19 protein-coding genes and 1 pseudogene are annotated in these 23,655 nt (G+C 52.5%); 8 read left to right on the top strand and 12 right to left on the bottom strand.

What is annotated here, in order from left to right; translation table 11 throughout:
• Position 1: 1 nt before the first annotated feature.
• From DRI82_RS07335 to DRI82_RS07375, 9 genes and pseudogenes are all read right to left on the bottom strand, one after another.
• A complete protein-coding gene (locus DRI82_RS07335) occupies positions 2-2,068 on the bottom strand; it encodes an alpha-amylase (RefSeq protein ID WP_114192857.1) in 2,067 nt (688 codons plus the stop codon).
• A 221-nt stretch (positions 2,069-2,289) separates the two neighbouring features.
• Positions 2,290-3,264 (bottom strand): glyoxylate/hydroxypyruvate reductase GhrB, encoded by a 975-nt coding sequence (ghrB, locus tag DRI82_RS07340; protein WP_114192858.1) that lies wholly within the window; start codon positions 3,262-3,264, stop codon positions 2,290-2,292.
• 109 nt (positions 3,265-3,373) lie between these two features.
• Positions 3,374-4,642, bottom strand: a complete 1,269-nt coding sequence (locus DRI82_RS07345) for an MFS transporter (RefSeq protein WP_114192859.1) — start codon at positions 4,640-4,642, stop codon at positions 3,374-3,376.
• A 93-nt stretch (positions 4,643-4,735) separates the two neighbouring features.
• A complete protein-coding gene (locus DRI82_RS07350) occupies positions 4,736-5,695 on the bottom strand; it encodes a sugar kinase (RefSeq protein WP_411703950.1) in 960 nt (319 codons plus the stop codon).
• A 3-nt stretch (positions 5,696-5,698) separates the two neighbouring features.
• Complete coding sequence (locus DRI82_RS07355; RefSeq protein ID WP_114192860.1) at positions 5,699-6,448, bottom strand: sugar phosphate isomerase/epimerase family protein; 750 nt, start codon at positions 6,446-6,448, stop codon at positions 5,699-5,701.
• Between the two features lie 208 nt (positions 6,449-6,656).
• A complete protein-coding gene (locus DRI82_RS07360; RefSeq protein ID WP_114192861.1) occupies positions 6,657-7,700 on the bottom strand; it encodes a LacI family DNA-binding transcriptional regulator in 1,044 nt (347 codons plus the stop codon).
• Positions 7,701-7,820: 120 nt separating this feature from the next.
• On the bottom strand, positions 7,821-8,483 hold the full coding sequence (locus tag DRI82_RS07365; RefSeq protein WP_114192862.1) for an OmpA family lipoprotein: 663 nt from the start codon (positions 8,481-8,483) through the stop codon (positions 7,821-7,823).
• Positions 8,484-8,795: 312 nt separating this feature from the next.
• Positions 8,796-9,231 (bottom strand): annotated as a pseudogene (locus DRI82_RS07370) (N-acetyltransferase).
• On the bottom strand, positions 9,228-9,791 hold the full coding sequence (locus DRI82_RS07375; protein ID WP_114192863.1) for a DNA-3-methyladenine glycosylase I: 564 nt from the start codon (positions 9,789-9,791) through the stop codon (positions 9,228-9,230). Before DRI82_RS07375 ends, DRI82_RS07370 begins: the two are co-directional and overlap by 4 nt.
• Positions 9,792-10,014: 223 nt before the next feature.
• Between DRI82_RS07375 and DRI82_RS07380 the strand changes: the two genes are divergently transcribed.
• From DRI82_RS07380 to DRI82_RS07415, 8 genes are all read left to right on the top strand, one after another.
• Positions 10,015-12,000, top strand: a complete 1,986-nt coding sequence (locus tag DRI82_RS07380) for an autotransporter outer membrane beta-barrel domain-containing protein (RefSeq protein WP_114192864.1) — start codon at positions 10,015-10,017, stop codon at positions 11,998-12,000.
• A 171-nt stretch (positions 12,001-12,171) separates the two neighbouring features.
• Positions 12,172-13,086 carry a glycine--tRNA ligase subunit alpha gene (gene glyQ / locus DRI82_RS07385; RefSeq protein WP_114192865.1) on the top strand — a complete coding sequence of 305 codons (915 nt, stop codon included), beginning with the start codon at positions 12,172-12,174 and terminating at the stop codon, positions 13,084-13,086.
• Positions 13,087-13,095: 9 nt separating this feature from the next.
• Positions 13,096-15,165, top strand: a complete 2,070-nt coding sequence (gene glyS / locus DRI82_RS07390; RefSeq protein WP_114192866.1) for a glycine--tRNA ligase subunit beta — start codon at positions 13,096-13,098, stop codon at positions 15,163-15,165.
• A gap of 229 nt (positions 15,166-15,394) precedes the next feature.
• Positions 15,395-16,111, top strand: coding sequence for a DUF3053 domain-containing protein (locus DRI82_RS07395; protein ID WP_114192867.1), 717 nt, complete (start codon positions 15,395-15,397; stop codon positions 16,109-16,111).
• A gap of 587 nt (positions 16,112-16,698) precedes the next feature.
• The gene (locus DRI82_RS07400; protein ID WP_114192868.1) at positions 16,699-18,612 is read left to right on the top strand and encodes a PTS mannitol transporter subunit IICBA; all 1,914 of its coding nucleotides are present in this window, start codon (positions 16,699-16,701) and stop codon (positions 18,610-18,612) included.
• 62 nt (positions 18,613-18,674) lie between these two features.
• Positions 18,675-19,820 carry a mannitol-1-phosphate 5-dehydrogenase gene (locus DRI82_RS07405; protein WP_114192869.1) on the top strand — a complete coding sequence of 382 codons (1,146 nt, stop codon included), beginning with the start codon at positions 18,675-18,677 and terminating at the stop codon, positions 19,818-19,820.
• 131 nt (positions 19,821-19,951) lie between these two features.
• Positions 19,952-20,470, top strand: coding sequence for an MltR family transcriptional regulator (locus DRI82_RS07410; RefSeq protein WP_114192870.1), 519 nt, complete (start codon positions 19,952-19,954; stop codon positions 20,468-20,470).
• Positions 20,471-20,595: 125 nt separating this feature from the next.
• A complete protein-coding gene (locus DRI82_RS07415) occupies positions 20,596-20,952 on the top strand; it encodes a YibL family ribosome-associated protein (protein WP_170138686.1) in 357 nt (118 codons plus the stop codon).
• A gap of 54 nt (positions 20,953-21,006) precedes the next feature.
• Here the strand turns inward: DRI82_RS07415 and yiiM are convergent, their stop codons facing one another.
• The 3 genes from yiiM to fdhD form a co-directional block, all read right to left on the bottom strand.
• A complete protein-coding gene (gene yiiM, locus DRI82_RS07420; protein WP_114192871.1) occupies positions 21,007-21,678 on the bottom strand; it encodes a 6-hydroxyaminopurine reductase in 672 nt (223 codons plus the stop codon).
• Positions 21,679-21,859: 181 nt separating this feature from the next.
• On the bottom strand, positions 21,860-22,483 hold the full coding sequence (gene sodA / locus DRI82_RS07425) for a superoxide dismutase [Mn] (RefSeq protein ID WP_114192872.1): 624 nt from the start codon (positions 22,481-22,483) through the stop codon (positions 21,860-21,862).
• 247 nt (positions 22,484-22,730) lie between these two features.
• Entirely contained in the window at positions 22,731-23,552 is an 822-nt protein-coding gene (gene fdhD / locus DRI82_RS07430; RefSeq protein ID WP_114192873.1) for a formate dehydrogenase accessory sulfurtransferase FdhD, read from the bottom strand.
• Positions 23,553-23,655: the final 103 nt, after the last annotated feature.

Raw genomic sequence — 23,655 nt, forward strand, 5'->3', positions numbered from 1 at the left:
GTTATTGCGTTTGATCGCCGACCCAGACAACCATCACCTTATCGTTCTGGAATTGACGGCTGAACGTGAAGTAATCAGCCGTCTGCTGTGCGGTCTGTGTCCCTTCGCCCAACGCACGGTGACGCGCGCGGAAATCGCCCAGTTTTTGCCAGTGCGTCAGCAACGCAGCACTTTTGCCGGGGATATCCTGCCAGTTCATATCGGAACGGGTACCTTGCAGCGGATCGGAACCGGTAGCGCCGAATGGCCGCCCGCTCTCATCGCCGTAGTAGATTTGCACCGCGCCCGGTGCTAGCAGCAGTAAATCACCAGCCCGCTGCTGTTTAATCAGGCTATTTTTGGCATCGTCATTGAAGAACAGCCGCGTATCGTGAGATGAGAGATAACTCAATACGTTGAAATTTTGCAGTTTTTCAGCCATCTGGCTGTACACCGGTTCAATATTGGAGAAGCAATCCAGCGCTTGTGATGCCTGATCCTGAAAATCAAAATTGATCATCGAATCGAAGCCATTTTTGAAGTAATCGCTTTGCATCACGCCATGACCCCAGGCTTCACCTGTCATCCAGAAGGGCGCATTGTCCAGTGCCTGCTGTGGATTTGCGGCTTTCCACTCTGCCAGCGCGCTCGTGGCCTGCTGTTTGAGTTGAACCCATGACGCTTTTTCCACATGTTTGGCGGTGTCTACACGAAAACCGTCGATACCGTAGTCTCGCACCCATTGGCTGAGCCAGTGAGTGAGATAATCACGCGTTGTCGCTCCTGGGATCTCACGGGCGGCAGTGTCGGGTTTATTGCGGAAAAACACCGGCAACCCGCTGGGACCCGGGGCTTCAGTTTTGATGTCCGGGAGGAAGGCCAGTGACATGGTCAAATCGTTAAAACCGGGGGAGTCGTAGTCACCGATATCTGTACGGATCCAGTTTTTACCCCACCAGTTGGCCCAGCCAGCTTGATCGCTGAAGTTGATATAGTCATTGAAACTATGCCAGTTTTGCCCCGGGCCTGGCGTCCAGTCAGTCCAGTTTTTCCCCAGCGTTTTCTCGATTTCGTCACCTTTCAGATACAACGAACCAAATTTGAAGGTTTGCATATCTGCCAATGTGGCGTAACCGACATGGTTCATAACGACATCAAAAAGAATACGGATTCCGCGTTTATGCGCCTCGTTGACCAGAGTCCGCAAATCTTCCTCATTACCCATGTTGGCGTCCAACCGGGTCCAGTCCTGCGTGTAGTAACCGTGGTAAGCATAATGCGGGAAATCCCCTTTGGTGCCGCCGCCAACCCAGCCGTGGATCTGCTCCAGCGGTGAGCTAATCCACAGCGCATTAACGCCAAGCTGTTGCAGGTAATCGAGTTTTCGGGTCAGCCCGGCCAAATCCCCACCGTGGAAAGTACCAATCTCCTGCTTGCCGTCGCTATGGCGACCATAGCTGTGATCGTTGGCGGGATTACCGTTTTCGAAACGGTCGGTCAGCACAAAATAGACCGTGGCATTATGCCAACTGAACGGTGCTTTCCCCTCGGTATCAGCCGACTCAAGGAGCAGTAAACCGCCGCTTCCCTCCGCCGGTTGCAGCGTAATTTTACCCAGGGAGACTTTTGCCGTTTGGCCTGAGTAGAAGTCGCGTACCGTTTCCCCTTCACTGAACGTTTTGCGCACATCAACGGTTACGGGTTTGCCGTTCCATCGCTGGCAGGTATGGCTGACTTTCACCACGTCGGCATCAGGCTGCTGTTGCAGGCTGAGCGCCAGCGTCGGCGTGCCGCTGCGGGTATCAATGCGGATCTGATACTGCCCATCACGGAACAACCGCCATGCAATCGGCGCCTGTCCTTCGCAAGGTTGCAGCGAGAAGGTCTGATTGAGTTTTACTGCGCTGGTGGGTTGCCAGCACTGATTATTCTGCTTCAACGTCAGCGGATACTCGCCCTTTTTCAATGCGGCGCTGCTGGTAAAAATTCCGCTCGGTTGTTCGCTGAAGGGGGGAAAGTTAGCCAGGGTCCAGTCAGCCAAAGCGGCAGGTGACAGCACCATCAAGAGAGAAAGAGTGAGACGTTTCATGACGCTCCTTGTTTGCGTAGGGATTTTTTATCGTTATCAGTCTTGGATACTGTGCCAGTCGTATAAGAAACAACCTCATCCCTGAGGCGCTTTTTTGTGGATGAGAGCGATGGATGAGAGGGGAAATTTTGCGGAATATTTAGCGAGAACCAATCAGTTGAGATAAAAAGCCAGCTACCGGTAACCGGCGGCTGGCATTTTGCGATAGAAGGTACAGTGGGTTATTTCAGAACCTGCGGATTAACGCAGTTTTCTTTAACGTCCCCGGTCAATGCAGCAATCAGGTTATCTACCGCACAGGCGGCCATACCGTAGCGGGTTTCGTGTGTTGCAGAACCAATGTGTGGCAGTGCAACCACGTTTGGCATGCTTAGCAAAGGAGAATCAACCGCAACCGGTTCTTGCTCAAATACGTCCAGCCCTGCGGCATGGATAGTGCCGTCTTTTAACGCAGCGATCAGCGCTTCTTCATCAACCACCGGCCCGCGACCCGCGTTGATCAGGATGGCGCTGGACTTCATTTTCGCCAATTGTTCGCGGCTGATCATATGGTAAGTCTCATCGTTCATCGGCAGGATGACACAGAGGAAATCTGATTCAGCCAGCAACGTGTCGAGATCGCAACGGCGGGCATTAAAGCGCTTTTCGGCATCCAGATGCTCGCGACGGGCGTTATACAGCACCGGCATGCTGAAACCAAAATGGGCACGTTGCGCCAGCGCCATCCCGATTCGACCCATACCGAGGATGCCGATGGTTTTGTGGTGAACATCCACACCATACCAATCTGGCCCGATACTGCTCTGCCATTCCCCGGCTTTGACCCGCTCGGCAACTTCCACGATCCGCCGCGCGCTAGCCAGCATCAGGCTCATCAGGGTATCGGCGACGGTTTCGGTCAGGACGGTGGGCGTATGCATCAACGGAATTTTTCGGCGAGTGAGTTCATCGACATCAAAGTTGTCATAACCTACGGAAATGGTGGATACCGCACGCAGGCGCGGAGCGTGGGCGAGGAACTCTTTATCCACTTTACCGCCAGAGCCAATCAAACCTTCTGCCTGTTGCAGTGCATCCAGTACCTGCGCATGATTTTCGCTGGTCAGACCGTCGATCTCGGTGACGGTAAAGTGCTGATCCAGTCGTTGACGAAGGTCGGCGGGAAGTTTTTTGTACAGTACGATTGAAGGCTTCATCACAAACTCCAGCAAGCTAACGATTAGTATGAGTAACAATTTAACATAGCATAATGACTGTGGAAGGACATTGGGCTGTTGCCCAACGTCCTCTGTGGCTTAGGGATTTCTAAACCGTCTGCGGGTGGGCGTTGACCTGCGCGGGTTTTACGATGATGGTCAACACCACGGCAACCAGCAATGCGATCGCCATAAAAGCATAGGAAGCGGCTGGGCTGCCGGTAGATCCATTCAGATAGCCAACGAACCATGAACCAAAGAACGATCCCAATGCCCCCATGCTGTTAATCAATGCCATTGCACCACCAGCAACATTTCGCGGCAACATCTCAGGGATGATGGCAAAAAATGGCCCATAAGGGGCGTACATGGCACCACCGGCGATGACCAGCAGGGCATAAGAGATCCAGAAGTGGTTGGCACCGACAGCATAAGAACCAATAAAGGCCAGCGCGCCAATCAACAGCAAAGGCCAGACAAAGAGTTTACGGTTCTGCATTTTATCCGAGGCCCAGGAGACCGCGATCATCGCGATGGTCGCGACCAGATAGGGAACCGCTGACAGCCACCCGGCTTCGACCATCCCCATTTCCATACCGCTGCGCAGAATGGACGGCAACCACAGCACAAAGCCGTAAACCCCGATACTCCAGGCAAAATACTGGATGCAAAGCAGAATCACATTGCGCGAGCGGAAGGCTTCGCCATAGTTGCGCACTGCCTTGATGCCTTCCTGCTCTTTCGCCAATTGCGCTTGCAGGGCGGATTTTTCCTCATTGCTCAACCAGCTCACCTGCTCTGGTTTATCTTTTACCAGCACCCACCAGCAGAATGCCCAAATGATGGCCGGGATCCCTTCAAAGATAAACATCTCGCGCCAGCCGTAGGCATGAATCAAATAGCCGGACACGACCGACATCCACAACACAGTCACTGGATTACCCAGAATCAGAAAGGTATTTGCCCGCGAGCGTTCGGACTTGGTAAACCAGTTGCTGATATAGATCAGCATGGCGGGCATAACGGCGGCTTCGACAATACCGAGGACAAAACGAATGGCGGCGAGCATCGGGATATTACTGACGACACCGGTCAGGGAAGCGCAGATGCCCCACAGGATCAAACAGACAAAAATCAATTTCTTGACGCTGCGACGTTCAGCGTAGATCGCGCCAGGGATCTGGAAAAAGAAATAACCGAGAAAAAACAGCGCGCCGAGCAGGGAAGACATGCCCTTGGTGATACCAAGATCGTCGTTGATACCGGCGGCAGAGGCAAAGCTGAAATTTGCCCGATCGAGATAGGCAAGGCTGTAGGTGATAAACACGATCGGCATGATATACCACCAGCGTTTGACGGTGATTTTTGCTTCGTTCATGTCATTAATCCTTCAGTAGAGTACTGGAGCCGCAGCTTTTCCGATGTAGGGTCAGAGGCAGGATGCGGCGGTATAGGGTGGGTATAAGAGTCGCTACTCGCCTAACTGTTCACGCGTGGGCAGCCCTTCGCTGTCGCCAATGGCCTGAACTGCCAGACTGCCGATTTTGTTGCCACGCTTAACTGCTTTTTCCAGCGATGCGCCTTCAAGCAAGGCACTGATGACGCCAACGGCAAATCCATCACCTGCGCCCACGGTATCAATCACGTTATCGACTTTGCAGGCGGGTACGGCGGCTTGATGACCGGCTGCATCTTTAAACCAGGCACCGTCAGCGCCGGTTTTGATGACTACCGCTTTCACGCCGCGCTGTAGGTAAAAATCGGCGATCTCGTTCGGCGTTCTCTTACCGGTCAGAATCTGTCCCTCTTTTAAACCGGGCAAAACCCAGTCCGCAGCAAAGGCCAGCGCATTGAGCTGCTCGATCATCACCTGCTCGCTTGACCACAGCACCGGGCGTAAATTGGGATCGAAAGAGATGGTTTTACCCATGCGGCGCATCTCTTTGGCAGCATGCTGTGACAGCCGTAAAGAATCGTCAGATAACGCCGCCGCCACGCCACTCAGGTGCAAATGTCGCGCGGCAAAAAAATAGTCTGGATTAAAGTCTATAGGTGATAGATGGCTCGCCGCCGACCCTTTGCGGTAATATTCCACGCTGGGATCGGTTCCATCCATTTGTTTGGATTTCATCTGAAAGCCGCTGGGATAGCGCTCATCAACAATCACTTGCTGGCTGTTGATGCGCTCTTTTTTCAACTGTTGTAGGGTAAATCGCCCAAAGGAATCGTTACCCACACGACTCGCCCAGCCGACGTTCAATCCCAGCCGCGCCAGACCAATGGCAACGTTCAGTTCTGCACCGGCAATGCGTTTGCTGAAATGTCCAACGTCCGCCAAATCACCAGGTTGTTCAGCGACAAACATCGCCATCGCTTCACCGAAAGTGACGACATCGAGTACACATTGCGCCGTTTGTTGTTGGCTCATCATTCGTTACTCCACGCGCAGAAGATTGACATAATCGCGGGTGATGGCAAGCAGGTCAGTGCCTTCCAATGGGAACTCAATGCCGCGCGGTACATCATTGGGTAAATGATTCAATAGCTTGCGCCAACTGCCATCGCTTTCTGCCAATTCTATGGCGTGCCATTTATCCTGACGGCGCGCGGCGGCTTTGACGTGCACGTAGCTGACGTAACGCGCCAGACGCAAGGCTGCGGCGAGGGGCTCTTGTCCGACCCAATGCCAGTTAGCCATATCAAATGTCATCGACAGGGGAAGATGTGCTTCGCTGGCGGCCTGGAAAAATGCACTGAGTGGCGACAGGATGCCGCAATCGACCGTTTGATCGTTTTCGACCACCAGTTTGACCCGTTGCTGGTTCAGTAGAGCTTTCAGCGTAGAGAGTTCACAGCCAGGGCGATAATGGCCGAGCGACAGCTTCACGCTCGTTGCCCCCACTTGCTGGGCCTGGGCAAAAAAATCGGGCAGGGCGGCATTAAGATTTCCCTGTTCATCGAACAATGCCTGCGGAATAGAATAGACGGCAAACAAGCCTTGTTCCCTGATAGCGCTGGCCAGCGAAGGCAACGCCTTCATCTCTTCAGGTGAAAGCAACTCTTGACGGATTTCCACACCATCAGCACCCGCTCCGGCGATAATCGGCAGTAAAGCCTGTTGCCCACCCAGTTCACGAACTTTGTCCCGGCCATAGGCTGCCGTGACGACCACAATCTTCTTCATTCCAAACTCCTTAAAGTGGTTAAAACACCACCTGCTTTGTTAATGTTACGTTAGATGGAACCGGTTCCATTGAAAAGTGGGCGAGTTTCAAACTATGATCGGAGTCACGAACTGAAGGAAATATGGGCGATACTGACAATAGAATCAGAGGAAGCAGCTGTAAAAAGCGGGGGCTGCTGGGGTATTGCTTGTAGTGATTTGACGATGTTTAGTGTGGCTGTAGCGAAGTCGATCCGCGGATAATCAATTCACCTGAGAAAGCCTGCTCACTGACTGGCTCCTGGGCGCCTTGAATGCGCTTGAGCAATTGCTCCAGCGCTGAAAAGCCCATTTCGTAGGTAGGTTGTTTGAGGGTAGTGATACCAACGCCAGCCAGTTCGGCCCACTCGAGTTCATCGAAACCCAGCAGACCAATATCATTGCCCCAGCGAATACCCAATCGGCGCATCGCGCGGGCTATTTGCAGTGTCAATGCACCATTGGCCGACAGCACGGCCTTTCGCATACCACGATGCCGACGGTTGAAGTCACTGAGTTGTTGTTCCAACTTCTGGTTATTATTCAGGGTCACTTCATCATGAGCGGCCAAGAGGTCGGCGTGCTGTTGCATGGTGCGTTGAAACGCATGCAGGCGCTCAAGACGGGTATTCACGCTACCAATCGGTTCACTCAGAAACAAAATGGCTTCAAAGCCTTGCTGTATCAGATGTTCAGTCGCCAGCGTTGCGGCTTCCTGATTATTCAGGCCCACCACATCACAGGCAAAACCAGGGATTTTACGGTCAATCAACACCATCGGGAGTGAGGATTGCTGTAGCATGGATAGCGCCTCTTCACGCATTCCCACGGCATTCACGACAATCCCTTCCACGCGATAACTGCTAAGCAGTTGCAGATAGTGCTGTTCCTGATTCACTTCATTGTTGGTATTACACACCAGTAAGGTGAAACCGTGTTCGCGGCAGGCGGCTTCGACACCACGCAGAATATCGACGGAATAGGGGTTGGTGATATCAGCAATAATCAGTCCAATCAGGCGGGTTTGGCCGCCCTTCAGGCTGCGGGCCATCTGGCTTGGGCGGTAATCCAACGTGCGGATGGCGTCTTCGATGCGCTGTTTCAGATCGTCAGAAAGCAGATTTTGTTCGCCATTCAGATAACGCGATACGCTGGTTTTCCCTGTTCTGGCCGTTCTGGCGACATCACTGATTGTCGCGCGTCCGGATACGCCTGCTCCCTCGTTTCTGCTCACAGCGCTACCTCCCTTACGGTTACTGAATCAGGAGACTAGCATACCCGGCTGGTTGCCGGGTACTGTTCGATTCCAGCCTTGGGGAGTCTGCGGTTCAGCGACTATTTTTCATTGCCGTGATTATTGCAGCGGGCTGAGGGTGATTTCCACCCGGCGGTTCTGCGCCCTCCCTTCGGGAGTGCTGTTGGAGGCCACCGGATTATCCGGGCCTGCGCCGGTAGTGTGTACGCGTGTCGCCGCCACGCCTTGCAGAATCAGTGAGCTGCCAACGCTGTCTGCACGCTGTTGCGACAGCGTCATGTTATGTGCACGGCTGCCGCTACTGTCGGTGTAGCCAACCACATTGACGGCTGTTTTCTCATACTCTTTCAGTACCTGGGCAACACCGGTCAGGGTATTGGCTCCCGCTGGTTTCAGGCTGCTGCTGTCGGTATCAAAGGTGACATTATTCGGCATGTTCAACACAATATTCTCGCCCTGGCGGGTCACGCTGACACCGGTTCCTTGCATTTTCTGACGCAGTTTGGATTCCTGCACATCCATGTAGTAACCCGCGCCACCACCCAACGCGGCACCGGCAGCAGCACCAATCAGTGCCCCTTTGCCGCGATCGTGTTTGGACGAGGAGAGCATACCAATTCCTGCCCCCAGCGCAGCACCTACGCCAGCACCGATCCCGGCTTTTCCCGCCTCAGACTCGCCGGTGTAGGGGTTGGTGGTACAGCCAGCAAGGGCTAATGCAATGCTTACCGCACCTGCAATAACGAGAATGCGTTTTTTCATTATTTTTCCTCATGGGGTCTGACAGAGTGGCCGTACTCGCGACCACCCAACTACTTGCCAAGATATTTGCCAAGATGCGCACTTTTTAAACAGCAATATGCAGCCAACATGGAGCATGCCAAGTATGACCTGCGTAATTCGACACTGTTCAGGGGAAAACGGTGTCAAAAGATGAGTAAATGCAACTTCTGTAACTTTTTCTCAACTGCGCTATTTCATTATTCCGTTACGCTATTTTCCGCCATGCACTTTATGCGGAAAATAGCGTCGGTTGGCATTAAGAAAACTCTGGGAATGAAAAGGGAAGGGGTTTTAGCAATCGGCCGACCAGGCCATAATGAGCAGAGCGGACTGAGTTTCCTCATTAAAACTCTTATCAATGGTAATAAATCCCTGCTTCTGATAGAAGGCGCGCGCACGTCGATTTTGTTCGTATACTTCAAGGCTGAGTACGGGAAAACGTATTTTAGCCTGACGCATCAGTGCGGCGGCCACTCCTTTACCATAAAATGCTTTATCAACGAAAAGAGCCCCCAATGAAACGTTTCTCCAGTACGCTGATAAAACCCGTAATTTTCCCCTTTCTGACACATACCCACGTCTGGGATTGTGGAATATAGCTATTTCGCACCAGTTCTTCGCTCTCAAGCCAATATTCCTGAGAAATGAAGGGATGGGCCTCGGTCGTGCTTTGCAACCATAATGCCATCAGTTCATCTAATTCGTGGGGCTGAGAGCGGCGAATCATCCGTGCTGTGCCGGTTGATGCTGACAATAGGTCTGATGATCGTTCACCAGGCCGCTCGCCTGCATAAAGGCATAGCAAATGGTCGCACCGATGAATTTGAAACCACGTTTTTTCAATGCCTTGGACATGGCTTCTGCCACATCGGTTTTTGCCGGTATATCACCCGGTATCTGCGGATAGTTAATCTGCGGCTGATGGTTGACGAACTGCCAGATAAACTGGGAAAAATCCTCCCCTTTTTCCTGCATGGCAAGATAGGCGCGGGCGTTGGAAATGATGGCGTTGATTTTTCCGCGATGGCGAATAATACCCGCATCCTGAACCAGGGTTTCCACGTCTTCCTCGGTCATTTGGGCAATTTTCTGCGGGTCAAACTGATGGAAGCATCGGCGATAATGTTCGCGTTTTTTCAGCACCGTAATCCACGACAGTCCAGCCTGTTGCCCTTCCAGACACAACATTTCGAACAGCTTCTGATTATCTTTTTGAGGTATACCCCATTCGTGGTCGTGATACTCAATATAGAGCGGATCGTTAGTCACCCAATTACAGCGTGTCATGTGGCGCTTCCTTTGCTGATGAATTGATGGACATCATCAATGTTCATCTTCATAGACGCAACAGATGGCTTTTTATTGTGTGAGGCTTGACGTGGACAAGAACTGAGCAATGCTTAGACTTAGAATCTATCTCAATAGAACTATGTTCATTGAGATAGATTCTTACTATCCAAAAGTAATCAATTAAAAAAAACCGCCAATCGCTCTCTGGGATCGATTAATTATGGTGAGAAAAAAGTGGTGCAGGCGCCGCGTGGCGCTGGCAGTGGCGTTATGGCTTTGCAACCAGCCCGCTGTGTTTGCTTACGATCAACTCTATGTTTTCGGTGATAGCCTGAGTGATACCGGCAATAACGGTCGCTACACCTACGACAGCAGTAAACATCTTATATACGACGAAATTCTTGCCGCGCGGATAAACAGTGCGCTGCAGCCCTCCGATGACGGCGGGCTGAACTATGCCGCGGGCAGAGCCGTGGCCGTTGTGCAACTGAATCCGCAGGACAATACCGCCAGCCAGGTCAGTACTTACCTCGAGCAGGTGCAAGGACGGGCGGATGGAGATGGCCTTTATATTCATTGGATTGGGGGTAACGATCTGGCCGTGGCCGCGCTGAACCCCATGACCGCCGCCAATGTTGCCGCTTACAGTGCCAGTGCCGCAGCCGAACAGGTGGATGCGTTAATCCGCGCCGGTGCGGGCACGGTTATTGTACCGACGGTACCCAATATCGGGCTCACGCCCACAATAATGGAACTGGTCATTCAAAGTGCATTAACGCCGATCCAGGGCGCGGCTGTGCAGGCGGCGTATGCCTCGTTGAATGCCACCTCTACGCTCGATGCCGCATCAAGGCAACAGGCGATTCATCAAGCGCTGACCGAAGCCGCTCAGTTGGGCAGTAATTCGGCTGTGGTGCAGGCGGCGATTGCCCAGGCGATGATTTCGGCCTATGACAACCTGCTCGTACAGACCGGGCAGCTCACCGAACTGTATAACAGCACGGAAGATCGGCAGTTGGCGCAAAATGGCGGCAACATTGTGCGCGTGGATGTCAATGGGTTGTTCAACGAAGTGGTGGCCGATCCGGCGCGTTACGGCTTTGCCAACACCGCAGGGATAAGTTGTCCGGTGGGCGTTTCTTCTTCTGTCTGCCAATCCACTATGCCGGGTTTTGATGCCAGTAAAGTTTTTCTGTTTGCCGATGATTTTCACCCCAGCCCGCAGGGGCACGCGCTGATCGCCGACTATTTGCAGGCCGTGCTGAATGGCCCGTCGCAAGTGGTGGCGCTCAATCAGGCCACTATGGCGATGTCACGCGACACCCGAGCCACTCTCGACAGCCGTTTTCAGCAGTTACGATTCCAGGACAACCCGCAGGGCACGTTTGGCGTGTTCGGCGGTTATGCCGGCCAACAATATGATTACTCAGGCAATATCAATGCTGGCGATGGGAATGCCACCACGCATAATCTGACGATTGGCGTTGATTATCAATTGACGGATGACTGGCTGGTGGGGGCACTGTTATCGGGTTCCCATGACGATCAACAACCCTCCAGCCGCTATGACTACACCGCTCGCGGTTATTTGGTCTCGGCATTCAGTGCGTTGAAAATTCAAGAAAATGGCTGGATGAATGCCGATGTGCATTTTGCCAGCATGGACTATGACAATATCAATCGCAGCATGGTTTTGGGACCGGCAGAGCGGACTGAACGGGGCAGTACCGATGGGCAGCAAATAGGTATGCGCCTGACGGCGGGCTGGGATTTTCCATTGCTTCCCAACCTGACAACCGGGCCGCTGGCGCAATTCGCCTGGGATTACAGCAATGTGTCCGGTTATAGCGAAGAGAGCGACAGCAGCACTGCGATGCGCTTTGGCGATCAAACCTATCATTCGCAGATTGGTGCCCTTGGGTGGCGAATGGATGCAAGTCTGGGCATCATCAATCCCTATGCACAGATCAGTTACCAGCATCAGTTTGGTGATGACGTCTATCGTGCCAATGGTGGCCTGAAATCGACCCAGACCCGCTTCAGCGTGGACACTGCTACGCAGGATGCAAATTGGGTGGACGTCACTGTCGGCGCCAATGTGCCACTGACCGACAGCGTGGCAGCCTTTGCCACCGTATCGCAGACGGGCGGTTTAAGCAGCGGCGAGCAGTTTATGTACAACCTGGGGGTCAGCGCCAAGTTTTAAGGCGTGTTTCAGGCCGGTTATAGCGTACGGAATTGCGCCTAACCGGCTAAAAAATGGCATCAAATCCGCGATGATTCACACTTGATAAGGGATTCTGGCTGTATATCTTACGGTCAACGGGTATACTGGCGCATTCTAAATAAACCCACTTGTATCGCGTGCGAATCCAACATGCAAAAGTTTGATACCAAGACCTTCCAGGGCCTGATCCTGACCTTACAGGACTATTGGGCGCGCCAGGGCTGTACCATTGTTCAACCATTGGACATGGAAGTCGGCGCGGGTACCTCCCATCCAATGACCAGTATGCGCGCACTCGGCCCAGAGCCCATTGCCGCCGCCTATGTTCAACCTTCACGCCGCCCGACTGATGGCCGTTATGGCGAAAACCCGAACCGCCTGCAGCACTATTATCAGTTCCAGGTGATTATCAAGCCGTCACCCGACAATATTCAGGAACTGTATCTCGGTTCCCTGAAAGAGCTGGGTCTCGATCCGACCATCCATGACATTCGCTTCGTCGAAGACAACTGGGAAAACCCAACGCTGGGTGCCTGGGGACTCGGCTGGGAAGTCTGGTTGAACGGCATGGAAGTGACGCAGTTCACTTACTTCCAGCAAGTGGGTGGTCTGGAGTGCAAACCGGTTACCGGCGAAATCACCTACGGCCTTGAGCGTCTGGCGATGTACATCCAGGGCGTAGACAGCGTATACGATCTGATCTGGTGTGACGGGCCGCTGGGCAAAACCACTTACGGCGATATTTTCCATCAGAATGAAGTGGAGCAATCCACCTATAACTTCGAATACGCCGATGTCGATTTCCTGTTCACCTGTTTTGAACAGTATGAAAAAGAAGCGCAGATGCTGCTGGCATTGGAAAAACCGCTGCCGCTGCCAGCCTATGAACGCATTCTCAAAGCTGCGCACTGCTTTAATCTGCTGGATGCTCGCAAAGCAATTTCTGTGACGGAGCGTCAGCGTTACATTCTGCGCATTCGCACCCTGACCAAAGCGGTCGCCGAAGCCTATTATGCTTCGCGTGAGGCTTTGGGCTTCCCGATGTGCAAAAAGAACAAGAATTAAGAGGCAGCCATGACTCAACAGACTTTCCTGGTGGAAATCGGCACGGAAGAGCTGCCGCCGAAGGCTCTTCGTTCACTGGCAGAATCTTTTGCTGCCAACGTGACGGCAGAATTAGACAGCGCGGGCCTGGAACATGGCGACGTGACCTGGTTCGCCTCACCGCGCCGCCTGGCGCTGAAAGTAGCCAATTTGCGTGCTGCGCAGGCCGATCGCGAAGTTGAAAAACGCGGTCCGGCGATCGCCCAGGCATTTGATGCCGAAGGCAAGCCAACCAAAGCCGCTGAAGGCTGGGCGCGCGGTTGCGGAATTACTGTCGATCAGGCTGACCGCCTGACCAGCGATAAAGGCGAATGGCTGGTGTATCGCGCCCATGTGAAAGGCGAGAACGCACAAACGCTGTTGCCTGCGATGATTGCCTCTTCGCTAGCCAGATTACCCATTCCAAAACTGATGCGCTGGGGCGATTCCGACACCCAGTTTGTGCGTCCGGTACATACCATCACCCTGCTTCTGGGCAGCGAGTCGATTCCGGCGACCATTCTCGGTATTGAATCTGGCCGTAGGATCCGTGGCCACCGTTTTATGGGTGAGCAGGAATTCACGATCGACAATGCCGATCAGTATCCGCAGATTCTGCTGGAACGCGGTAAAGTCATCGCCGACTACGAACTGCGTAAGTCGAAAATCAAACAGGACGCAGAGCTGGCCGCGCAGCAGATTGGCGGTAAAGCCGATCTCAGTGAAAGCCTGTTGGAGGAAGTCACTTCCCTGGTCGAATGGCCGGTGGTATTGACCGCCAGATTCGAAGAGAAATTCCTTGCGGTGCCTGCGGAAGCGCTGGTTTACACCATGAAGGGTGACCAGAAATACTTCCCGGTTTACGACGCTGACGGCAAATTACTGCCGCACTTTATTTTCGTTACCAATATCGACTCCAAAGATCCGCAGCAAATCATTTCGGGTAATGAAAAAGTGGTGCGTCCGCGTCTGGCCGATGCCGAGTTCTTCTTTAACACTGACCGTAAAAAACGTCTGGAAGATAATCTTCCGCGTCTGGAAACGGTACTGTTCCAGAAGCAACTGGGTACGCTGCGTGACAAGACTGACCGCATCCAGGCGTTGTCTGGCTGGGTTGCCAGGCAGATCGGTGCCGACGTCAACCATGCGACCCGTGCGGGGCTGCTGTCCAAATGTGATTTGATGACCAATATGGTCTTTGAATTCACTGACACTCAGGGCGTGATGGGCATGCACTATGCGCGTCACGATGGTGAAGCGGAAGATGTGGCCGTTGCCCTGAATGAACAATACCAACCGCGTTTTGCCGGTGATGTCCTGCCGTCTTCGCTGGTGGCCTGTTCGCTGGCGATCGCTGACAAGATGGATACCCTGGCCGGGATTTTCGGCATTGGGCAGCATCCGAAAGGCGATAAGGACCCGTTTGCGCTGCGTCGTGCTGCGCTGGGCGTTCTGCGCATCGTTGTTGAGAAGAACTTCAATCTTGATCTGCAAACGCTGACGGAAGAAGCGGTGCGCCTCTATGGCGACAAGCTGACCAATGCCAAGGTTGTTGATGAAGTGATCGAGTTCATGCTGGGCCGTTTCCGTACCTGGTATCAGGACGAAGGTCATAGCGTAGACACCATTCAGGCCGTTCTGGCCCGTCGCCCAACCCGTCCGGCTGATTTTGATGCCCGCGTGAAGGCCGTGACGCACTTCAGAACGCTGGATGAAGCAGCAACGCTGGCGGCAGCTAACAAGCGCGTGTCCAATATCCTCGCTAAATCAACCGATGTTCTGTACGACCATGTCCACGCCTCGGTTCTGAAAGAACCTGCCGAGCTGAAACTGGCGACACATCTGGTGGTGCTGCGTGACAAACTTGAGCCGCTGTTCGCTGCTGGTCAATACCGTGAGGCGTTGGTTCAGTTGGCAACCCTGCGTGAACCTGTCGATGCGTTCTTCGATCAAGTCATGGTCATGGCGGACGATGAGGCGGTACGTATCAACCGTCTGACGCTGCTCAGCAAGTTGCGTGAATTGTTCCTGCAGGTCGCGGACATCTCAGTACTGCAATAACAGCTGTTTTGCAATAATGATAGTGTGGACGGAACGACGGAAGAAGCACTGGAGGCTGATGCCCCGGTGCTTTTTTTTCGCCCATCAGACGATTCCTATCAACAAATCACACCTTCTGCGTGCGATCTGGTTATCCTATCGACTGCGGATGATCTATTCTTACAGGCACAGACGTTCTGTATCTGGCAGAATCTGATGAAAATAATGTTTGTAACAGGAGTTATGACACATGGCTGTAGGGAACCGGAGCAGAATTTTTGCGCGCTGGCTCGCGCCGGTAATGGCTTTATTGGTGGTTTTTCAGCTCACCGCGTGTGGTGATAAAGAACCGGAACAACGTAAAGAATTTATCGATTATCTGCAAAACACCGTGATGCGCAATGGGCAAAACCTGCCATCACTGAGTGAAGATCAAAAACAGAAGTTAGGTAATTATGCGAATGACTACACCGTATTGGTCACGTTCTCGCATCAATTCAAGCAGGCCATCGACAACGGTATGGCACCCGTGGTTAACCACATTCTGGATATCCGTACGCCTCAGGACTATCTACGCAAGCGTGAAGCCTTGCAGCAGTCTTTGGGCACGCTGAATATGCTGGGGCAGCAGATTCAGACCGCCAAGGCGCAGGCTGATACCGCGCATGCAGCGATGAAGCATCCGGACGATTTAAAGGCGGTTTACAACCAGGTCTATGACAATGTCGTCACCGGTCCAGCCAACGCACTGATGCCGTTGATCACCCCGACAGCGAGCTTTGCCCAGGATCTGGTTCAGGTGGGTGATTTCCTACAGCAGCAGGGGAATCAAGTGACCTTCAACAACAACAACGTGCAGTTTCAGACTCAGCAGCAAGTGACGCAATATAATGCAATGATGTCGAATCTGCAGGCAAAACAGCAAACTCTGGAAAACGCTCAGAAAGTGGTTCAGGGTCAGCCTTAGCCAATAAAACCCTTTGTGCAGTTAATCGCTGCACAAAGGCGTTATCCTCTCTTCCCTCGCTTTTAATGATTCCTCATCTCCCCTATGAAGTGAAGAAAACACCTCCCTTCTACCTCAAGAATGCATTGGGAATAGTTTGAGATCGAGGGTGATTTCGTTATTGCAGGTGGGTAATTTTCTTTCATTTTCTATGAAGAAATTCGGTCATATTTACTACACTTATCAAGTGGTGACTTTTTAAGCATTAAATCGGTCATCCAAATGAAAATTCTTTGTGACGCAAATCACAACTCAACGATAAATAGCCTTCACTATTATGTGATTTAAATCACATAAAAACCCTATTTTCATCATCACGGTGGGTATTGTAGCTTTTTTACACGGACTTTTTGTGATTCAAGTCACGCAAGTGGTGGGTGGTGAGGGGGGTATGATGTGATATTAGTCACACTTTTGCCGCGCGCTACGCGAGTAAAACATAAGGTGCTAGAGTTCGCCTGCAATCAGCAATATCGACGGGGCTTTGCCATCGTCTCAACAAATATCACGCGCTCTATTGTAAGCGCGTTTCAATAGGGGTGTGTTTTATGCTTTCACCAGACGTTAAGGTCAAGGTCCAGAATTTTGGCCGCTTCTTAAGCAATATGGTGATGCCCAATATCGGTGCATTTATCGCCTGGGGGATCATTACAGCGTTGTTTATCCCAACAGGCTGGTTGCCGAACGAGACATTAGCCAAACTCGTTGGTCCGATGATCACCTATTTGCTGCCGCTGCTGATCGGTTATACCGGTGGTAAGTTGGTGGGTGGCGATCGTGGCGGTGTTGTCGGTGCCATTACCACCATGGGTGTGATTGTTGGTGCGGACATGCCGATGTTCCTTGGCGCGATGATCGCAGGTCCGCTGGGCGGCCTGGCCATCAAAAAGTTTGATGCGTGGGTCGACGGCAAGATCAAAAGCGGCTTTGAGATGCTGGTTAACAACTTCTCGGCCGGTATTATCGGTATGCTGCTGGCAATTCTGGCGTTCCTGGCGATTGGACCGCTGGTAGAATTGCTGTCGAAATTCCTGGCGGCAGGCGTCCATATCATGGTGGTGCATAACCTGCTGCCATTGACGTCAATCTTTGTAGAACCGGCGAAAATCCTGTTCCTCAACAACGCAATCAACCACGGCATCTTCTCGCCGCTGGGTATCCAGCAGGCCACCGAAGCGGGTAAATCAATCTTCTTCCTGATTGAAGCCAACCCAGGCCCAGGTATGGGTGTACTGATGGCGTACATTTTCTTTGGCCGTGGCAGTGCCAAGCAGTCTGCTGGCGGTGCAGCGATCATCCACTTCCTCGGTGGTATTCACGAAATCTATTTCCCATATGTCCTGATGAATCCGCGTCTGATCCTTGCGGTTATTCTGGGCGGTATGACTGGCGTATTTACCTTGACCCTGCTGAATGGCGGTCTGGTTTCCCCGGCATCTCCTGGCTCCATTCTGGCGATTCTGGCGATGACGCCAAAAGGTGCTTACTTTGCAAACATAGCAGCGGTTGTTGCCGCGTTTGCCGTCTCCTTTGTTGTTTCCGCTGTTTTGCTGAAAACCAGCAAAGTCAAAGACGATGATGATATCGAAGAAGCGACCCGTCGCATGCAAGAGATGAAAGCCCAGTCCAAAGGTGGCGTCGTTTCTGCCCACGCGGATGGCGATCTCTCTACCGTACGTAAAATCATCGTTGCCTGTGATGCCGGTATGGGCTCAAGCGCGATGGGTGCAGGTGTTCTGCGCAAGAAGGTACAGGATGCCGGACTGAAGAATATTTCAGTCACCAACATGGCCATCAATAGCCTGCCGGAAGATGTTGATCTGGTTATCACTCACCGTGATTTGACTGAGCGGGCGATGCGCCATGCGCCACAGGCACAGCACATTTCGCTGACCAACTTCCTGGACAGCAAGCTGTACAGCGATCTGACAGCGCGCCTGGTTGCTGCCAACGTGACCAATGAGCTCCAGCAGAAAGTGATCACCACGCAGGATCACACTGTTGATGCGACGGAACAAAATCTGTTTAAACTGACGGCAGCCAATATTTTCCTGGGTCTGCATGCTTCAGAAAAAGAGCAGGCGATTCGTTTTGCCGGTGAGCAACTGGTTAAAGGCGGTTACGTTGAACCGGAATACGTCGACGCGATGATGGATCGTGAAAGACTGACCTCAACGTATTTGGGTGAGTCGATTGCCGTTCCACACGGTACGATTGAAGCCAAAGATCGCGTGCTGAAAACCGGTATCGTCTTCTGTCAGTATCCGCAAGGTGTTCGCTTCGGTGAGGAGGAAGATGAAGTTGCCAAACTGGTTATTGGTATCGCCGCACGTAACAATGAACACATTCAGGTCATCACCAGTCTGACCAACGCATTGGATGATGACAGCGTTATCCAGCGGTTGTCCCAGACGGAAAATGTGCAGGAAGTACTCGACCTGCTTGCAGGCAAAAAAGCCTGAAGCAATTAACAACCGGGCCTGAGTGGCCCGGTTGTGTTTCTACGTATTGAAGGGTTAATAACATGAAAGCATTACATTTCGGTGCAGGTAATATCGGTCGCGGTTTTATTGGCAAATTGCTTGCTGATGCCGGTGTCGAGCTGACCTTTGCTGACGTCAGTCAGCCACTTCTCGATGCGCTGAACAGCCGCAAAGGCTATCAGGTGCATGTTGTGGGTGAGCAGGCGCGAGTGGAAAGCGTGAGCAATGTCAGCGCGGTACACAGCGGCAGCCAGGACGCAGTGGCACTGATCGCAGATGCCGATATGGTAACGACCGCTGTAGGGCCCAACATCCTTGGCAAAATAGCCGGGACGATTGCGCAAGGTCTGGTGAAACGCCAGCAGCAAGGCAACACCCAGCCGTTGAATATTATCGCATGTGAAAATATGGTGCGTGGCACCAGCCAACTGAAAGCCTCGGTGTTTGCCGAGTTACCTCAGGATGCCCAGACCTGGGTTGAACAATATGTTGGATTCGTTGATTCCGCGGTGGATCGCATCGTACCGCCCGCGGAAGCAGGCAGCACCGATCCGCTGGAAGTCACGGTAGAGACTTTCAGCGAATGGATCGTGGACGAAACCCAATTTAAAGGCCAGCCACCCGCGATTAAAGGCATGGAACTGACCAACAATCTGATGGCATTTGTTGAGCGCAAACTCTTTACCCTGAATACGGGTCACGCGATTACCGCGTATCTCGGTCAGCAAGCCAGTCATGCCACGATTCGCGATGCAATTCTCGACCCGGCCATCCGTGCGGTAGTGAAAGGCGCGATGGAAGAGAGCGGTGCCGTACTGATTAAGCGTTACGACTTCGATGCTGATAAGCATGCAGCGTATATCAACAAAATCCTGCAACGCTTTGAAAACCCGTACCTGCACGATGACGTTGAGCGTGTTGGACGCCAGCCATTGCGTAAACTGAGCGCTGGCGATCGCCTGATCAAACCTCTGCTGGGCACGCTGGAATATGGATTGCCGCATAAAAATCTGGTGACGGGGATTGCGGCTGCGCTGCGCTACCGCAGTGAACAGGATCCGCAAGCGGCGGAATTGGTTGATTTATTGGCGAAACTTGGTCCGAAAGGTGCGCTGTCACAAATTTCTGGCTTACCGGCAGACAGCGACGTTGTCGCCGAGGCCGTGAGTGTGTATAACGCCATGTAAAATGCCGATTATTGGCAATGAGGACGTGTAATACAGGGCGTGCGGCGGTTGTGGTACGCACCTGTATTGCATTGATGGCAACAGCCTGAGAGACACCGGCCGAACGACAACACTAGCGTATTGAACAGACGATGACAGAAGCAGCTCAAGCATTTGAAAACCGGGTTTTGGAAAAGCTGAATACCGGAAAAAGCGTTCGCAATTTTATTATCGCGGCGATCGAATTATTGACTGAGGCTGTCAATGTATTGGTTTTGCAAGTTTTTCAGAAAGACGATTACGCAGTGAAATACGCAGTGGAACCCTTGTTAAGCGGGACTGGCCCGTTAGGCGAACTCTCGGTCCGCCTGAAATTGATGTATGGGCTTGGCGTGATCACCCGTAACGAGTATGAAGATGCCGAGCTGCTCATGTCGATGCGCGAGGAGTTTGATTTTGACGGCGCGGATTACCGCTTTTCGGATGACGAAATTCTTGGGCCTTTCAGCAAACTGCATTGTGTGGTTGATTTACCTCCTGCGCCCGACCTGCTCGCTGACGAGACATTGGCTGCCATGCAGCGCCAGCGTTATCGGCAAATTATCCGTTCAACCATGGTATTATCGGTGACACAATTGATTGCTGGTATCAGCATGAAGAAAGCGTTTTGATCCTTCCGCACTGTTGTCTTGCTGTAGCAAGCTGCTGAAAAGCCGCTATCCTGATACACTATCCACCACAAAATCCATTTTATATAAAAAATCATGCCCGCATGCGGCATGAACGGGTCATTATTATGAGTGAAAAGAAAGAGATAAAACGCCTGAGCGACAAGCTTGATGCGTTAAAACACAAAGACTCCACGGTAATTCAGCAGGGCAACGTTGAGCTTATTGCCAAGCACGAAAAAGAAAAAGAGAAGCTGGCGGTAGAAATTGAACGCCTGAAGCAGGTTTATCTCAGCAAACTGAGCCTTGAGGCGCAGCAAGTGGTGGCGATGCCTTTCAAACGTGAAATCACCAAGAAAGAGCAGGCTGACATGGGTACGCTGAAGAAAAGCGTCCGTGGGCTGATTGTGGTACATCCGATGACCGCGCTGGGTCGTGAGATGAAGATTAAAGTGGTGACCGGCTACGCCAAAAAAGCGTTCTGATTGACGCAGCCTCCCGCTTTGACTGGCCTTCCCCGGGATGGGGAAGGTAGCCACTTATTTCCCAAATAAGCGGTGATCAAAATCCTCAATTTTGTAGTTTACCAACCGCATTTGCATTGTTCTGCTCCAACTGGCCGAGATACCGGCGGCGGCCATCAGGCGGCGGTATTGTTCTTCGTCAAACGGCAAATGGAAGGCAATCATGATGGCCTCTGCGACGCTAATATCACTGTTACGGGTTAATAATTCGAGTGATTTATCGCTGCTGATTTTACCTGCCGACACGACCCGATAAAGCCAACCACAGCGGCCACTCTGCTGTAAAAGCTGTGAAATATCATTGATACCAAAGTGATAATTGAGCTTGTAGCAGGGTGAACGCGGTTGGGTGATCTGAATCAGCGCCTCGCCCCAACGGAAAATATCGCCAATATTGACGTTTTCTTCCGTCAGGCCCAGCGTCGAGATATTTTCACCAAACGCCGGGGGATGAAATTGATCTTCCTGTTCTGGGAAATGTTTGCGCAGAAAGGCGTAATGTTCGCGTGGAAAATGGCACAGTGCGCGGTCAACGCCACCGTGGAATAACGTCTCAGCCTGTTGATCGCCCTCCAAGCCCAACGGCGTCAGCATCAGGCTTCCATTCACCGTCCGTTTGGCTATTGCGCTGGGCGTACTGCCCTCGTAGGGTTCAATGGTACCGATGTACACTTCCGGATAATGCATGTTGCCTCCATTCGCCGTTCTGGTAAACCTAAGCATAACCCGCATTGAGGCGGGGCAACAGGTGAAATACGTCGTATCGGAAAGGGAGGGTTGGCGAATCGCAGGCATAAAAAATGCCAGCAAGCTGAGCTTGCTGGCAGAGTGCTGACCGCGCAGGGCGTCGGTCAGTGATACAGACAAATTACTTGGCTTCAGACAGGCGTTTTGCTGCTTCGTCCCAGTTCACTACGTTCCAGAATGCCTTGATGTAATCCGGGCGACGGTTCTGGAATTTCAGGTAATAAGCATGTTCCCACACGTCCAGACCCAGCAATGGGTAACCGGCGGCACCTGAAATAGCTTCACCCATCAGCGGGCTGTCCTGGTTTGCAGTAGAAACAACGGCCAGTTTGCCATCGTCTTTCAGTACCAGCCACGCCCAGCCGGAGCCGAAACGGGTGGCTGCTGCTTTTTCAAACTGCTCTTTGAACGTATCAACGCTACCGAAATCGCGCTCGATGGCGGTTTTCAGTTCGCCTTGCAGCGTGGTGCCGGTTTTCAGGCCCTTCCAGAACAGGCTGTGGTTAGCGTGACCACCTGCGTTGTTACGCAGTACGGTTTTCTTGTCCGCTGGAATCTGATCCAGTTTGGTGATCAATTCTTCAACAGGCAGTGCAGCCAGTTCTGGCAGACTTTCCAGCGCCGCGTTGGCGTTGTTAACGTATGCCTGATGGTGTTTGGTGTGATGGATTTCCATCGTCTGCTTGTCAAAGTGCGGCTCAAGTGCGTCGTATGCGTAAGGCAGGGATGGCAGTGAGTAACTCATATTCTTCATCTCCATTATAGTTTGGGCGGCGCAATCTTTTTGTTAGCACCGCGTAAGCAGTCGGATCATTATAGTTAATTAAATGATATTGAAAATGATTATCTATGCTGTGCCTGACCCGAACCGCTGTTTTACCCCGCGCCATGCGGGGCTTATAGCGTTGTGAAATAAGCGTAAGAGAATTTGTCTAAGCCCAGTTACGCAATGATACCGCGCAATATTGGTCAATCGAAGCCCTGTTGCACCCTTAACCTAGGCGTTGCGGATGGGTGTATACCGTGGCGCGACCGGATTTGCTGAACCCAACAAGGGTTAAATTACAGCGTTGCGCTACATCGACCGCCAACGTGGTCGCAGCCGACACCGCGAAAAGGATCTCCACGCCACACATTGCCGATTTTTGCACCATTTCGTAGCTGGCGCGGCTGGAGACCAGCGCGGCTCCGACTTGCCAGTCGGGCTCTCCTGAGCGCAGGCCGAGCATCTTATCCAGCGCAACGTGTCGGCCCACATCTTCGCAGCCACCAAGCAGTTGTCCTTGCCCGGAAATCCAGGCGGCAGCATGGGTACAACCGGTGAGCTGCCCCACGCTCTGTAACGACTTCAACTGACCTAACGCCTGATCCAGATTTGCGAGATCAAAATGCTGGGTAAACGGCAGTGGCGTCAGCGGACGGAAAATATCTTCCAACTGCTCGATGCCACATACGCCACAACCGGTACGTCCCGCCATCGCCCGGCGTCGCTCCTTCAGTCCGCTAAAGCGGCGGCTGGAGAGTTCGACGTGCACTTCGATGCCGCCATTGCAGGAGGGAGAGACCTCGATGCCGTAGATCTCTTGTGGTGAAGCAATAATCCCTTCCGACAAAGAGAAACCGAGCGCAAAGGCTTCCAGATCTTTGGGCGAGGCCATCATCACCACATGGGAAATACCGTTATACACCAGCGCAACTGGCACCTCTTCTGCCAGCCAGTCCATTTCGGGCAAGCCCAAACGTTGGCGCTGTTCGACGGAACGTTGTTGTGCACCTGTGACGGGGGCGGATTCGGGAACGTGTTGAGTATTCATCGTTTTCACTGTGGCGTTACCAAGCTATATCGGGTCACACATTGGGTGTGGCAGCGGAATCTTGAATCATTCAGGCGCTCACCTTAGCGCTGTTCGGACGGTA

The sequence above is a fragment of the Edaphovirga cremea genome (assembly GCF_003332275.1).
Taxonomy (GTDB): Bacteria; Pseudomonadota; Gammaproteobacteria; order Enterobacterales; family Enterobacteriaceae; genus Edaphovirga; species Edaphovirga cremea.